This is a genomic window from Aminobacter sp. NyZ550 (assembly GCF_025628925.2).
Taxonomy (GTDB): domain Bacteria; phylum Pseudomonadota; class Alphaproteobacteria; order Rhizobiales; family Rhizobiaceae; genus Aminobacter; species Aminobacter ciceronei.
In genome coordinates this window covers 3,171,241-3,183,807 of the sequence record NZ_CP114190.1, presented here as the reverse complement: position 1 = coordinate 3,183,807, position 12,567 = coordinate 3,171,241, and the positions used below count along the sequence as shown (strand labels likewise).

General features: G+C 62.9%; 17 protein-coding genes. 9 read left to right on the top strand and 8 right to left on the bottom strand.

Going from position 1 to position 12,567, the window contains the following annotated elements; all coding sequences use genetic code 11:
• Positions 1–23: 23 nt before the first annotated feature.
• The 5 genes from N7E70_RS15700 to aat all read left to right on the top strand — a co-directional run bounded on the left by N7E70_RS15700 (position 24) and on the right by aat (position 3,879).
• Complete coding sequence (locus N7E70_RS15700) at positions 24–818, top strand: DsbA family protein (RefSeq protein ID WP_067961563.1); 795 nt, start codon at positions 24–26, stop codon at positions 816–818.
• Between the two features lie 131 nt (positions 819–949).
• Positions 950–1,384: a type II 3-dehydroquinate dehydratase gene (gene aroQ, locus N7E70_RS15695; protein ID WP_067961561.1), complete on the top strand. Its 435-nt coding sequence runs from the start codon at positions 950–952 to the stop codon at positions 1,382–1,384.
• Positions 1,385–1,413: 29 nt separating this feature from the next.
• Positions 1,414–1,887 (top strand): acetyl-CoA carboxylase biotin carboxyl carrier protein, encoded by a 474-nt coding sequence (accB, locus tag N7E70_RS15690; RefSeq protein WP_067961559.1) that lies wholly within the window; start codon positions 1,414–1,416, stop codon positions 1,885–1,887.
• Positions 1,888–1,905: 18 nt separating this feature from the next.
• A complete protein-coding gene (gene accC, locus N7E70_RS15685; protein ID WP_067961557.1) occupies positions 1,906–3,249 on the top strand; it encodes an acetyl-CoA carboxylase biotin carboxylase subunit in 1,344 nt (447 codons plus the stop codon).
• A 12-nt stretch (positions 3,250–3,261) separates the two neighbouring features.
• Positions 3,262–3,879 carry a leucyl/phenylalanyl-tRNA--protein transferase gene (aat, locus tag N7E70_RS15680; protein WP_067961555.1) on the top strand — a complete coding sequence of 206 codons (618 nt, stop codon included), beginning with the start codon at positions 3,262–3,264 and terminating at the stop codon, positions 3,877–3,879.
• 7 nt (positions 3,880–3,886) lie between these two features.
• Here aat and N7E70_RS15675 read toward each other — a convergent pair whose 3' ends face one another.
• The 3 genes from N7E70_RS15675 to N7E70_RS15665 all read right to left on the bottom strand — a co-directional run bounded on the left by N7E70_RS15675 (position 3,887) and on the right by N7E70_RS15665 (position 5,477).
• On the bottom strand, positions 3,887–4,261 hold the full coding sequence (locus N7E70_RS15675; RefSeq protein ID WP_067961552.1) for a hypothetical protein: 375 nt from the start codon (positions 4,259–4,261) through the stop codon (positions 3,887–3,889).
• A 69-nt stretch (positions 4,262–4,330) separates the two neighbouring features.
• Positions 4,331–4,762 carry a DUF2155 domain-containing protein gene (locus tag N7E70_RS15670; protein ID WP_154384240.1) on the bottom strand — a complete coding sequence of 144 codons (432 nt, stop codon included), beginning with the start codon at positions 4,760–4,762 and terminating at the stop codon, positions 4,331–4,333.
• A gap of 316 nt (positions 4,763–5,078) precedes the next feature.
• Positions 5,079–5,477, bottom strand: a complete 399-nt coding sequence (locus tag N7E70_RS15665) for an NADH:ubiquinone oxidoreductase subunit NDUFA12 (protein ID WP_067961550.1) — start codon at positions 5,475–5,477, stop codon at positions 5,079–5,081.
• 157 nt (positions 5,478–5,634) lie between these two features.
• Between N7E70_RS15665 and N7E70_RS15660 the strand changes: the two genes are divergently transcribed.
• The 3 genes from N7E70_RS15660 to panC all read left to right on the top strand — a co-directional run bounded on the left by N7E70_RS15660 (position 5,635) and on the right by panC (position 7,930).
• On the top strand, positions 5,635–6,117 hold the full coding sequence (locus N7E70_RS15660) for a hypothetical protein (RefSeq protein ID WP_067961548.1): 483 nt from the start codon (positions 5,635–5,637) through the stop codon (positions 6,115–6,117).
• A 134-nt stretch (positions 6,118–6,251) separates the two neighbouring features.
• Positions 6,252–7,088: a 3-methyl-2-oxobutanoate hydroxymethyltransferase gene (gene panB, locus N7E70_RS15655; protein WP_067961546.1), complete on the top strand. Its 837-nt coding sequence runs from the start codon at positions 6,252–6,254 to the stop codon at positions 7,086–7,088.
• Positions 7,085–7,930, top strand: coding sequence for a pantoate--beta-alanine ligase (gene panC, locus N7E70_RS15650; RefSeq protein ID WP_067961545.1), 846 nt, complete (start codon positions 7,085–7,087; stop codon positions 7,928–7,930). The genes panB and panC overlap by 4 nt, the downstream gene beginning before the upstream one ends.
• 12 nt (positions 7,931–7,942) lie before the next feature.
• Here the strand turns inward: panC and N7E70_RS15645 are convergent, their stop codons facing one another.
• The 3 genes from N7E70_RS15645 to N7E70_RS15635 all read right to left on the bottom strand — a co-directional run bounded on the left by N7E70_RS15645 (position 7,943) and on the right by N7E70_RS15635 (position 10,362).
• A complete protein-coding gene (locus N7E70_RS15645; RefSeq protein WP_067961543.1) occupies positions 7,943–8,434 on the bottom strand; it encodes a GNAT family N-acetyltransferase in 492 nt (163 codons plus the stop codon).
• 2 nt (positions 8,435–8,436) lie between these two features.
• Positions 8,437–9,939 (bottom strand): Asp-tRNA(Asn)/Glu-tRNA(Gln) amidotransferase subunit GatB, encoded by a 1,503-nt coding sequence (gatB, locus tag N7E70_RS15640; RefSeq protein WP_263006891.1) that lies wholly within the window; start codon positions 9,937–9,939, stop codon positions 8,437–8,439.
• Between the two features lie 144 nt (positions 9,940–10,083).
• Complete coding sequence (locus N7E70_RS15635) at positions 10,084–10,362, bottom strand: sensor histidine kinase (RefSeq protein ID WP_249925984.1); 279 nt, start codon at positions 10,360–10,362, stop codon at positions 10,084–10,086.
• Between the two features lie 539 nt (positions 10,363–10,901).
• Here N7E70_RS15635 and N7E70_RS15630 point away from each other — a divergent pair.
• Positions 10,902–11,159 (top strand): YjhX family toxin, encoded by a 258-nt coding sequence (locus N7E70_RS15630; RefSeq protein ID WP_067961539.1) that lies wholly within the window; start codon positions 10,902–10,904, stop codon positions 11,157–11,159.
• A 60-nt stretch (positions 11,160–11,219) separates the two neighbouring features.
• Here the strand turns inward: N7E70_RS15630 and N7E70_RS15625 are convergent, their stop codons facing one another.
• Positions 11,220–11,651, bottom strand: coding sequence for a CBS domain-containing protein (locus tag N7E70_RS15625; RefSeq protein ID WP_067961538.1), 432 nt, complete (start codon positions 11,649–11,651; stop codon positions 11,220–11,222).
• Between the two features lie 102 nt (positions 11,652–11,753).
• Entirely contained in the window at positions 11,754–12,485 is a 732-nt protein-coding gene (locus tag N7E70_RS15620) for a rhomboid family intramembrane serine protease (RefSeq protein ID WP_067961536.1), read from the bottom strand.
• Between the last annotated feature and the right edge of the window lie 82 nt (positions 12,486–12,567).

Below are 12,567 nucleotides of genomic sequence, written 5' to 3'. Positions count from 1 at the left end.
AAACGGCTGGAGACCAAGGGACCATGAAAAAAGCACTTCTTCTCGGCACGACCGGCATCGCCGTCGCCCTCGCCATGCTGGCCTTCGGCCTCGCCGGTTCGCCAAATGCCGCACATGCGGAAACAGCGGCTACCACGGCCCTCGACAAGAAGCAGGTCGAGACGATCGTGCGCGACTACCTGCTCAACAACCCTGAACTGCTGCTCGAAATGCAGGGCGCTCTCGAAGCCAAGCAGAAGGAAGAGCAGCGCATCGCCAGCCTGAGCGTGATCAAGGAGAGCAAGGACGAAATCTTCAACTCGAAGTTCGACGGCATCGTCGGCAATCCCGACGGCAAGATCACTATCGTCGAGTTCTACGACTACAATTGCGGATACTGCAAACGCGCCCAGGCCGACATGAACGCGCTGGTCAAGACCAACCCCGACCTGCGCTTCGTGCTCAAGGAGTTCCCGATCCTCGGCCCGGACTCTCAGAAGGCCCATGTCGTGTCGATGGCCTTCCGCAAGTTGATGCCCGGGAAGTACGGCGAGTTCCACGACAAGCTGCTCGGCGGCGAAGGCCGCGCCGGCGAGGACAGCGCCATCAAGCTGGCGCTCGAGCTCGGCGCCGACGAGGCCAAGCTGCGCGAGGCGATGAAGGACCCCACGATCGGCGAAGCCTTCAACCGCACCTACGATCTCGCCAACAAGCTGCAGATCAGCGGCACGCCGTCCTATGTCGTCGGCAACGAGGTCGTCTTCGGCGCACTCGGCCAGGATGTGCTGGCGGAAAAGATCGCCGCGGCAGCCGCCTGCCAGGCAAATTCCACCTGCTGAGCAAGCTTTGTTCAGCGCGAGCCGTTGTGGACAGCGCAAGAAGTCGCTTGCGCTCTTTCCGCGACGGCTTATGCCGATTATAGAGGGTCCGCCGCGCCAGAGAGGATCTGGCGGGTGGAAAGGTCTTTAATTTGAAAACGGTTTACGTCCTCAACGGTCCGAACCTTAACATGCTGGGCAAACGCGAGCCCGGGATTTATGGCGGCAAGACCCTGGCCGACATCGAAGCCGACTGCCAGGCGGCAGCCGCCTCGCTCGGCCTTGCGATCGAATTCCGCCAATCGAACCACGAGGGCGTCCTGGTCGACTGGATCCACGAGGCCGGCGAAAAAGCTTTCGGCATCGTGCTCAATGCAGGCGCCTACACCCACACCTCGATCGCGCTGCAGGACGCCATTCGTGCCGTCTCGCCCTTGCCGGTCGCCGAGGTGCACCTTTCCAACATCCACGCACGCGAGCCGTTCCGCCACAAATCGATGGTGGCACCGGTGGCCGTGGGCATGATCTGCGGCTTCGGACCGCTCGGATACACGCTGGCGCTGCAGGCGCTGGCCGCCCGGCTCTGACCGGAAACAGGAAGAGAAAAGGCTAGAACATGGCGACGAAGAAGACCGATGGTGTTGATCAGCAGCTGGTCCGCGACCTCGCAGGGATCCTGAACGATACCAACCTGACCGAGATCGAAGTCGAACTCGGCGATCTCAAGGTGCGCGTGTCGCGCCAGGCAGCGGCTGCCGTCCAGGCTTACGCCGCGCCGGCGCCTCTCCCGCTTGCAGCCGCCGCACCGGTGGCCGCAGCGGCTGCCGCTGCCCCGGCTGCTGCCGTCGACAGCTCGAAGAACGCAGTGCCCTCGCCGATGGTCGGCACCGCCTATCTCGCGCCGTCGCCGGATGCCAAGCCGTTTATCGAGATCGGTTCGGTGGTCAAGGAAGGCCAGACGCTGCTGATCATCGAAGCGATGAAGACGATGAACCAGATTCCGTCACCGCGCTCCGGCACGGTCAAGGCGATCCTCATCGAAGACGCGCAGCCTGTCGAATACGGCATGCCGCTCGTCGTCGTCGAGTAAGCCGGAAGGCTGCGCGCAATGTTTCAGAAAATCCTGATCGCCAATCGCGGCGAAATCGCCCTCAGAGTGCTGCGCGCGGCCAAGGAGCTCGGCATCCAGACGGTTGCCGTGCACTCCACCGCCGACGCCGACGCCATGCATGTGCGCCTCGCCGACGAAAGCGTCTGCATCGGACCGCCGCCGTCGCGCGACAGCTATCTCAACATCCATCAGATCGTCGCGGCCTGCGAGATAACAGGCGCCGACGCCGTGCATCCGGGCTATGGCTTCCTGTCGGAGAACGCCAAGTTCGCCGACATCCTGGCTGCGCACAACATCACCTTCATCGGTCCCTCGGGCGACCACATCCGCATCATGGGCGACAAGATCGAAGCCAAGCGCACCGCAAAGCGCCTCGGCATCCCGGTCGTGCCCGGCTCGGAAGGTGCCGTCAGCGACGAGAAAGAAGCCAAGCGCGTCGCTGCCGAGATCGGCTATCCCGTCATCATCAAGGCATCCGCCGGCGGCGGTGGCCGCGGCATGAAAGTGGCGCTGACCGAAGCCGACCTCGAGATGGCGCTCGCCACGGCGCGCTCGGAAGCCGGTGCCGCCTTCGGCGACGACGCCGTCTACATCGAAAAGTACCTGCAGAAGCCGCGCCACATCGAAGTGCAGATTTTCGGCGACGGCGCCGGCAAGGGCGTCCATCTCGGCGAACGCGATTGTTCCTTGCAGCGCCGCCATCAAAAGGTCTGGGAAGAGGCCAATTCGCCCGCCCTCAACAGCGAAGAGCGCTCGCGCATCGGCGACATCTGCGCCAACGCGGTGGCCAATCTCGGCTATTCCGGCGCCGGTACGATCGAGTTCCTCTACGAGAACGGCGAGTTCTACTTCATCGAGATGAACACCCGCCTTCAGGTCGAGCACACGATCACCGAAGCGATCACCGGCATCGACCTCGTGCACGAGCAGATTCGCGTCGCCTCGGGCGGCGGCCTGTCGGTCACCCAGAACGACATCCGCTTCCACGGCCATGCCATCGAGTGCCGCATCAACGCCGAGGATCCACGCACCTTCGTGCCCTCGCCCGGCACGATTACGCATTTCCACACGCCGGGCGGCCTCGGCATCCGTGTCGATTCAGGCGTCTATTCCGGCTACCGGATCCCGCCATACTACGACAGCCTGATCGGCAAGCTGATCGTGCACGGCCGCAATCGCGTCGAATGCATGATGCGTCTCCGGCGCGCGCTCGATGAATTCGTGGTAGATGGTATCAAGACGACGTTGCCGCTGTTCCGCGAGCTTGTCGGTAACCCCGACATCGCAAATGGCGACTACGACATCCACTGGCTGGAAAAACATCTCGCGAAAGGCGAGTAGAATGAGGGTCGCATGACCCGACCTTATGCGCCCGGCTACGGCATACCCACGGACCTTCTTCTGAAGGCCTATGCGTCGGGCGTCTTTCCCATGGCAGAAAGCGCGTCGGATCCGGAAGTGTTCTGGGTCCGGCCCGAGACACGCGGCATCATCCCCTTCGACGGCTTCCATGTGCCGCACAGCCTCGCCAAGACGATCCGGCAGGGCCATTTCGAGATCCGCTTCGACAGCGACTTCGAAGGCGTCATCGACGCCTGCGCCGAACGGCGCGCAGGCCGCCTGTCGACATGGATCAACGCGCCGATCCGCGAGGCCTACACCCACCTTCACCGGATCGGCAACGCCCACTCCGTCGAGGCCTGGCGCGACGGCGAGTTGGTCGGCGGGCTCTACGGTGTCTCCCTGGGCCGCGCCTTCTTCGGCGAAAGCATGTTCTCACGCGAGACAGATGCGTCCAAGGTGTGCCTCGTCCACCTGGTGCAGCGGCTCAGAGAACGCGGCTTCCTGCTGCTCGATACGCAGTTCACAACCGATCACCTGAAGCGCTTCGGTGCGGTCGACGTGCCACGCGACAAATACGAGAAGCTGCTCGCCAAGGCGCTCCTCGGCGAAGCCACCTTCACGCCCTGAGGGCAAGCTAGCTCTTCGTCTGAGCCGCTTGCGTTATCGGCGTCTGGGCGTGAAACATCATCTTCCAGCCCTGCAGGCGATGGACGTAGCCCGTGCTCACCAGCGCCTGGTACGGCTCGCCATCTTCACGGATTGCCTTGGCCTCGTATGTCAGCATGACGATGTCGCTGCCCGGTTCGACGATTCCTTGCACCTTCATCTCGAGATTGCGCCAGCGGCGCGGCTTGGTCGCGGTGGCGGCAAGCTCGGCATTGCTCATGACGCCCGCCATCTCGGGAAAAGCGACAAGGCACTCCCTGTCGGCGTTTTCGGCAAAAAACTCCTGGTTCCCGGTCCAGAATTCCCGTTCGAGCTCAAGCAGTTCGTCACGGTTGACGGTCACGGCACGATCCTCCGCTGGCGTTGCTCACGACGCCAAACGTCAGGGGCCCCAAGCGGTTCCGAAAAAGGCTCAGTTGGTCTTGGCGGCTTCCGGAGCGGGAACGTCCGACTTCTGCTTGCAGGCCTTCAGCCAGACGTCATAGACGGCGTGCTCGACGGCGTTGAGGCCCGGGCTTTCGGCAAACATCCAGCCGGTGAAGATGCGCCTGATCTTGCGGTCGAGGGTGATCTCGTCGACTTCGACGAAGGAATCGGTCTTCGGCTCTTCGTTCTCGGGCCTGGAATAGCAGACGCGCGGCGTCACCTGCAGCGCGCCGAACTGCACGGTCTCGTCGACATAGACGTCGAAGGTGATGATGCGGCCGGTGATCTTGTCGATGCCGGCAAACTCGGCAACCGCGTTCTTGATCCGCTGCGGCGGGGCCGCGACCTTGGGTGCTGCCTGTGTCTCTGCAGGAGCAGGCTGGGCCTGATCGGGAGCAGGCTGCCCCTCACCCGGCAAGGGTGGGACGTCGATGGCAGGCAGATCGTCACCTTGCTCGACCTGCTGATCGAGCGGCAGCCGCTCGATGCTGTCCTGGGCCGTTGCCTGGCCAAGCGCTGCGCACAGCGTTGCCGCCACAAGCAGGGTTTTCGCCTTCGATCGTCCGCTCGACGGAATCCGGCCAGGAAAAATCATTCAGTCGTTACCGCCGTTGCGCCCGGAGTGTGTCCCACTCGCTGATTCCCACGCGCCAAGGCTAATCGCCTGACGCCAATGGGCAAGGAGTTAGCCGCCAATTGTGGCGACAAATGTCCGCGCCGTTAAGCTGTCTGTCTTAAGCGCCGGGCGTCCAGGCGTCGTAGTCGCCGGTGACCTGCGGGCGATGCGTATTGCCCAGCACCGAACCCTTCGGGCGGTAGGCGCCGCCGGTGCCGGTCAGATTCGGCTGATGCGGCTTCTGCCAGTCGCGCGGAATGTAGTTGTCGCTCGGCGGCGCCACGTCGACGCGATGGTGCATCCAGCCGTGCCAGCCGGGCGGAATCATCGAGGCTTCGGCATAACCGTTGTAGATCACCCAGCGGCGCGTGCGGCCTTCGGAATCCTTGCCGCCTTCATAGTAGACATTGCCGAACTCGTCCTGGCCCACCTTGGTGCCTTTGCGCCAGGTGTGGAAACGCGTGCCAAGGGTCTGGCCGTTCCACCAGGTGAAAAACTGGACAAGGAATTTCTTCATCGGATCCTCGCGGCAGGCGCGTCGAAAGTCTCCTGCTTATGGCGTCACGCCGGCACGAAGGCAAGAGTTTAGAAGCTGCAACTTGCCGCCTGCGACGATTGGCAGACGATCCATCAACACCTACTGTTCGCGCTGAGCAGCAGAATGGACGTAATCCATGCCCTTCATGCAGATCCTCGAAATGCTGAGCATGCTGGTGACGATCTTCGGCCTGCCGCTGGCGATCTTCATCTTCGTCTTCGAACAGCGCAAGGCGCGGGTCAACGAAGAGGAAGAAATCTACCAGATGCTCTCCGACGGCTACACCAACTTCCTGACGCTGTCGCTCGACCATTCCGACCTCTACCTGCAATCGCAGACCGCAACGAAGGACCTGACGGCCGAACAAAAGGACCGGCTGCTCGCCATGTTCGCCATCCTGATCTCCCTGTTCGAACGTGCCTATCTCGTCGCCTACGAACCCGGCATGTCCGATCGCAAGCGCCGCCGCTGGGCATCCTGGGAGGATTTCATGCGCGAATGGTGCCGGCGCGAGGATTTTCGCAACGCCCTGCCCCAGCTCCTGCCAGGCGAAGACCCCGCGTTCGCCGTCTACATCAGGCGCCTTGCGCAGGAAGAGGCAGAGCCGCGCTCGTCCTGATGGACGATGCCATTTCGCACTTGCTCACGTTTTCATCTCGCACTTGCAAAGTAATTAGCCGGTCCTTAAAGGACTCTCGCCCTGACAGGGCTCACGGACCGGCCTTGGCCGGAAACGTCGAGGGAGGAAAAGACATGGCTTCCGACGCGCCTGCGGCTGCCGGCCGCATCACGCCCGCCGCTCTGCTGGCCCGCAAGGGCAAGGAGCCCATCGTCTGTCTCACCGCTTACACCTATCCGATCGCCCGGCTGCTCGATCCGCATGTCGATCTGCTGCTCGTTGGTGACAGTGTTGCGATGGTGCTGCATGGCCATCCCAACACGCTGGGCGCGACGATGGACATGATGGTCGCCCACGGCCAGGCGGTGATGCGCGGCGCGTCCCGCGCCTGCGTCGTCGTCGACATGCCCGCCGGCAGCTACGAGGACAGCGTCGAAAACGCCGTCACTTCCGCCGGCCGCATCATGCGCGAAACCGGCTGCGATGCCGTCAAGCTCGAAGGCGGCGTGGCAATTGCCGCGCAGATCGCAGCCATCGTCGCATCAGGCATTCCCGTCATGGGCCATATCGGGCTGTTGCCGCAGTCGGTCGAAAAGGAAGGCGGCTACAAGATCAAGGGCCGCTCCGAGGCCAATGCCGAGGCGCTTTATGCCGATGCCAGGGCGGTCGAGGCGGCGGGCGCCTTTTCGGTCGTCATCGAAGGCACCGTCGAGCCGGTTGCGGCCGAGATCACCCGGCGCATCACTATTCCCACCGTCGGCATCGGCGCCAGCCCCGCTTGCGACGGCCAAGTGCTGGTCATCGATGACGCCATCGGCCTGACCGTCGACCGGGTGCCCAAATTCGTCAAGGAATACGCGCATTTGCGCGATGTCGTCGCTGACGCCGCCGCGTCCTACGCTCGCGACGTCCGCAGCCGCGCCTTTCCCGGCCCCGAGCACCTGTTTTCGCTGAACAAGGACAAGGCATGACCATTGTCGTCGAAACCATCGCCGCCCTCCGCGCCCAGGTGCGGGCATGGCGTGCCGAAGGACTGAAGGTCGCGCTGGTGCCGACAATGGGCGCGCTGCATGACGGCCATGTCTCGCTGATGCGTGCCGCCCTTGAGCGCGCCGACCGTTGCGTCGTCTCGATCTTCGTCAATCCGCGCCAGTTTGCGCCGACCGAAGACCTCGACAAATATCCGCGCCAGTTGGCGCTCGACCTCGACAGGCTGGAAAAGGCGGGCGTCCACCTCGCCTTCACGCCCGGTGTCGAGGAGGTCTACCCGCAAGGCTTTGCCACCTCGATCTCGGTCGGCGGCCCGTCGGCCGAGCTCGAGACCGATTTCCGGCCGGCTTTCTTCGACGGCGTCGCCACCGTCGTCGGCAAGCTGTTCATCCAGTCGGAGCCCGACCTCGCCGTGTTCGGCGAGAAGGACTACCAGCAGCTCTGCGTGGTGAAGAAGCTTGTGCAGGACCTGAACCTGCCGCTGGAGATCGTGGGCTCGCCGACGATCCGCGACAGCGAGGGCCTCGCCATGTCGTCGCGCAACGCCTATCTCAGCGCCCAGGAACTCGAGATCGCGCGCCGATTGAACAAGATCCTGCGCAAGGCAGCGTCCGCCCTTGAAGGCGGTGCCGACGAGGCGGTGACGATGGCCGCCGCGCGGCAGGACGTGCTGGAAGCCGGATTCGATGCCGTCGACTATGTCGCCGCGCGCCAAAGCGACACGCTCGCGCCATGGCAACGCGACACGGACGGTCGAGTGCTGGTTGCGGCCCGCCTCGGCAAGACGCGTCTCATCGACAATGTCGAGATTTCGGCCAGCTAAGTCCGGCCTGTATCAGCCCAGCTTCTTCTCGAAGATCAGCGCCGGAATGCCGGACTGGTCGGCGCCGCAATTGGCAGTCGCACCGGCATGGGCGAAACCATTTGCTTCGTAGAAGGCAATGGCGCCTGCATTTGCCTCTTCCACTTCGAGCCGCAACATGCGCGCCTCGGGAAAGCACTGTTCGATCTCGTCGAGCAGCAGCCGACCGACGCCGGCCCGCTGGTGGCGCGGCAGCACATAAAGTTGGTGCAGCATGACTGTCTTGGCGTCACCGGATGCCGCCGCGAAGGCCATGCCGGCGATGGTCTTGCCGTCGTCGGCAACAAGAAACTCGGAATTCGGCCGCGTCAGCCGCGCCTTGAGCGACGCCAGCGAATGCCACTCTGCCGTGATTTCATCGACCCGCTCGACGCCATAGATGGCGTCGTAGGTCGCGTGCCACGTGTCGGCGAGCAGCGCCTTAATCGTCTCAAGGTCGCGCTCGCTCGCCGTGCGTACGAACATCGCTATTCCTCGATGCCGAGCTTGGCCTTGACCAGGTCGTTGACCGCCTGCGGATTGGCCTTGCCGCCGGTCGCCTTCATCACCTGGCCGACGAACCAGCCGGCCATTGTCGGCTTGGCGCAGGCCTGGTCGGCCTTGTCGGGGTTGGCGGCGATGACGTCGTCGACGGCCTTTTCGATGGCGCCGGTGTCGGTCACCTGCTTCATGCCGCGGCTCTCGACCAGCTCCTTGGGGTCGCCGCCCTCGTTCCAGACGATCTCGAACAGGTCCTTTGCGATCTTGCCGGAGATCGTGCCTTCCTTGATCAGGTCAATGATGGCACCGAGCTGATCCGGAGAAACAGGTGCGTTTTCGATATCCTTGCCGGCCTTGTTGAGCGCTCCGAGCAGATCGTTGATGACCCAGTTGGCGGCCGCCTTGCCGTCGCGGCCGCTTGCCACCTTCTCAAAATAGTCGGCGATCGACTTTTCGGAAACCAGAATCGAGGCGTCATAGACCGACAGGCCGAGCGAGGTGACCAGGCGATCCTTCTTGTCGTCGGGCAGCTCGACGAGGTCCTTGGCGAGCGCGTCGACATAGGCCTGGTCGAATTCCAGCGGCAGAAGGTCCGGATCGGGGAAATAGCGGTAGTCGTGCGCCTCTTCCTTCGAGCGCATCGAACGCGTCTCGCCCTTGTTCGGATCGAACAGGCGGGTTTCCTGGTCGATCTTGCCGCCATCCTCGAGAATGGCGATCTGGCGACGTGCCTCATATTCGATAGCCTGGCCGACGAAACGGATCGAGTTGACGTTCTTGATCTCGCAGCGCGTACCGAACTCGCCACCCGGACGACGCACCGAAACGTTGACGTCGGCGCGCATCGAGCCCTCGTCCATGTTGCCGTCGCAGGTGCCGAGATAACGCACGATGGTGCGCAGCTTGGTGACATAGGCCTTTGCCTCGTCCGACGAGCGCATGTCCGGCTTGGAGACGATCTCCATCAGCGCCACGCCCGAACGGTTGAGGTCGACGTAAGACATTGTCGGATGCTGGTCGTGGATCGACTTGCCGGCGTCCTGTTCGAGATGCAGGCGCTCGATGCCAATCTCGATGTCCTCGAACTCGCCCTTGCGGTCAGGGCCGACGGAGATGGTGATCTTGCCCTCGCCGACGATCGGCTGCTTGAACTGTGAGATCTGATAGCCCTGCGGCAGATCGGGATAGAAGTAGTTCTTGCGGTCGAACACCGACTTCAGGTTGATCTGCGCCTTGAGGCCGAGGCCGGTGCGGATCGCCTGCTTGACGCATTCCTCGTTGATGACGGGCAGCATGCCGGGCATTGCCGCGTCGACCAGGCTGACATTGGCGTTGGGCTCGGCGCCGAACGCGGTCGACGCACCGGAGAACAGCTTGGCTTCCGAAGTGACCTGAGCATGGACCTCCAGGCCGATGATGACCTCCCAGTCACCGGTGGCACCTGAGATAAAGCGCTTGGCGTCGGGCGTGCGGGTATCGATGAGGGACATGGCGGCCTGCGTCATTGGATCGAGAAGATGCGGATCGAGAAGTACGAAACGCATAGTTTAGTGTGCGCCTTCGCTAGTGCAAACAGCCAATGGAGGCAAGCGCTGCCTGCGCGGCAAGGCTGCGGCTTGCGTTCTCGTCTCGCTTCAGGACATCGCTTCGGCGGCGACAAGGCCTCTTGGCAGGTCGACCTTGACCACAAGCCCGGTCGGCCTGTTGTCGTCGAGCGCTATCCTGCCGCCATGGCCGTGCACGACGTCGGCGACGATCGACAAGCCCAGGCCGAAGCCGCGCCTGGCGTTCGCGCCGCGTGAGGCGTCGACCTTGTAGAAGGGTTCGAATACACGCGCCCGCACAGTTTCGAGGATTCCGGGGCCGTTGTCGCTGACCTCGATCAGCACCGCGTCGTCGGTGGCGGTCAGCACCACCTCGACATTGGGCGCGAACTTGACGCTGTTGTCGCAGAGATTTGTTCGTCATTGGCTGTGGCGCGATCTGCTGCCCAAGCCGTATCCGGGGCGAGAATCCCGATGACCATGACCGCCAGCGACATGCGGAAAGCAACCGGTGCAGTATCTATCTTTGCGGACATGCGTACTCCGAAGCCTGAGATGGGCGCCCCGCCCCACCGGGCGTTGCACCCGACGCGACCAGTCATCCCAGTTCGGAACCCGTGCCGGTATGAAGTAATGTTAAGTCTTGTTGCAGCGATGCCGGCATCGGCAACAGATCCGCCAGCCAGCAACCCGACCGCGCGGGTCGGTGGGCTGGCATTTCGCCTGCTTCGTTGCTATATCCTGGCCATCCCTATGGAGTGTGGATGTTCTATTCGTCTGAGCCCTGCTGAGGCCCCAGCCTTCTCCTGAAGGCGGGGCATGAAAACCTGAAACCCCGTGCCGTGAGTTCTCGCGGCGGCGGCATTTTTCTTTGGCCCATCGGCCAGGTTTTCCAGGACTCATCAAGAATGGACATCTCGCGCACGGAACAGCGCATCCTCCACCTGCTCGCCCAGGGCGGACGTATCGAAATCGAGAAGAACGACAAGAGCAAGATCGAGGCAGCCATCTGCCTCACCCGCGATGGCTGGCGCTATCCGGGCTTCGATCTCGACCTTTTCAGGAAGCTGAAGCGAAAGAAGGCTGTTTCTTCTTCCGATGGCGGCCCCTATCGCATCACACGGCGCGGACTCGAACTCGTCCGCTCCGAACTCGACAACAGGTAAAAGGCGGCATCGCCGGCCGGGATCAGTCCTGGCCGGCGCAAGCCCTGCGTGCTCCTGAGCTCAGGCGGTGGCGATGTAGGCCTTGATTTCCTCTGCCTCCCGCTCGACATCCTCGATGCGGCGCTTGACCACGTCGCCGATCGACACGATGCCGTAGAGATAACCGTCGCGCTCGACAGGTAGGTGGCGGAATCGGCCGACCGTCATGATCTCCATGACCTGGTTAACCGTGTGGTTCTCGTTGCAGATCTTGACCTTGGGGGTCATCACGTCGCGCACCGCCTTTTCAAGGGCGGCACCACCTTCCTTGCCGATGATACGGACGACGTCGCGCTCGGACAGGATGCCGACGATCTTGCGGTCGCCATTGGTCACGACCAGGGCACCGATACGGTGTTCGGCAAGAATGCGAACCGCTTCCGACAGCTGTACATTGGGCCCAATGGTAAAAACGTCGTGGCCCTTCTTCTCGAGAATTGCCTTCACAGTCATCGTGGCCTCCTGCTGCTGTCGATCAGTCAAAACACTCCATGCCGGCCCACCGGGCCAACTGCATCGTGCGCTGCATTGGGTCGCATTTCAAGTAAAACGCGCTCAGGCAAACTCGCGCCTGCGGTCGAAAAACCTGATGCCCAGAAAGCCCGCCAGGAAGCCGCCTATATGGGCTTCCCAAGCGATCTGATTGTCGACGCCAGGGGTGAAACCGACGATCCCGGTGACCAGGTTGATGACCATCCACACGCCCAAGAAGGTCATTGCCGTCCGTGAGCGGAAGACATCGCGGATCGGCAGCGGCGCGCCTGCAAAAGCCGGCTTGCCTTGCGAACGGTCGACCTGGAAGCTGAAACGCGCGGCAGCCCCCATCATGCCTGAAATCGCGCCCGAGGCGCCGACGAGCGGCGAGGCATCGGTCGAATGCAGCACATAGTGCAGCGCCACCGCCGCAAGCGTCGTGACGGCGAAGAACGCCGAGAACCGAGCGACCCCGAGTCGGTTGGCAAGCGGCGAGCCGAACGCTGCCAACCACACCATGTTGATGATCAGGTGGGCGAAGCCGCCATGCAGGAAGGCATAGGTCAGCGGGCTGGTGAAAGCCCAGATTTCGAGATCGTATTGGCCCGAATAGCGGATCGGAATGAAAGCCGCCCGTACCACCATGGCAAAATCCTGGTCGGAGCTGAGGACATAGACACGGATCAGATGGATCGCCACGCAGGCGCCGATGATCGCAATGACGATGGCTGGCAGGTTGAACACCGGTTCGCGGCGCTGCGGCTCGGCCTCGATGACCTCAGGCGCGTCGTTCTGTCTTGCTGGTTCGCTCATGCACTTCCGATTCGTTTGTGGTCCGGCGTGCGCCAGCCTCGTTCCATCTAGTGCAGGCCGGCCGAAAGCGCAAAAAAGAAGC

What these genes read in the sequence shown, in the direction of transcription:
- N7E70_RS15700 (WP_067961563.1), top strand. Translation starts at nt 24, where the DNA reads ATGAAAAAAGCACTTCTTCTCGGCACGACCGGCATCGCCGTCGCCCTC.
- accB (WP_067961559.1), top strand. Translation starts at nt 1,414, where the DNA reads ATGGCGACGAAGAAGACCGATGGTGTTGATCAGCAGCTGGTCCGCGAC.
- accC (WP_067961557.1), top strand. Translation starts at nt 1,906, where the DNA reads ATGTTTCAGAAAATCCTGATCGCCAATCGCGGCGAAATCGCCCTCAGA.
- aat (WP_067961555.1), top strand. Translation starts at nt 3,262, where the DNA reads ATGACCCGACCTTATGCGCCCGGCTACGGCATACCCACGGACCTTCTT.
- N7E70_RS15665 (WP_067961550.1), bottom strand. Translation starts at nt 5,477, where the DNA reads ATGAAGAAATTCCTTGTCCAGTTTTTCACCTGGTGGAACGGCCAGACC.
- N7E70_RS15660 (WP_067961548.1), top strand. Translation starts at nt 5,635, where the DNA reads ATGCCCTTCATGCAGATCCTCGAAATGCTGAGCATGCTGGTGACGATC.
- panB (WP_067961546.1), top strand. Translation starts at nt 6,252, where the DNA reads ATGGCTTCCGACGCGCCTGCGGCTGCCGGCCGCATCACGCCCGCCGCT.
- panC (WP_067961545.1), top strand. Translation starts at nt 7,085, where the DNA reads ATGACCATTGTCGTCGAAACCATCGCCGCCCTCCGCGCCCAGGTGCGG.
- N7E70_RS15645 (WP_067961543.1), bottom strand. Translation starts at nt 8,434, where the DNA reads ATGTTCGTACGCACGGCGAGCGAGCGCGACCTTGAGACGATTAAGGCG.
- gatB (WP_263006891.1), bottom strand. Translation starts at nt 9,939, where the DNA reads ATGTCCCTCATCGATACCCGCACGCCCGACGCCAAGCGCTTTATCTCA.
- N7E70_RS15630 (WP_067961539.1), top strand. Translation starts at nt 10,902, where the DNA reads ATGGACATCTCGCGCACGGAACAGCGCATCCTCCACCTGCTCGCCCAG.
- N7E70_RS15625 (WP_067961538.1), bottom strand. Translation starts at nt 11,651, where the DNA reads ATGACTGTGAAGGCAATTCTCGAGAAGAAGGGCCACGACGTTTTTACC.
- N7E70_RS15620 (WP_067961536.1), bottom strand. Translation starts at nt 12,485, where the DNA reads ATGAGCGAACCAGCAAGACAGAACGACGCGCCTGAGGTCATCGAGGCC.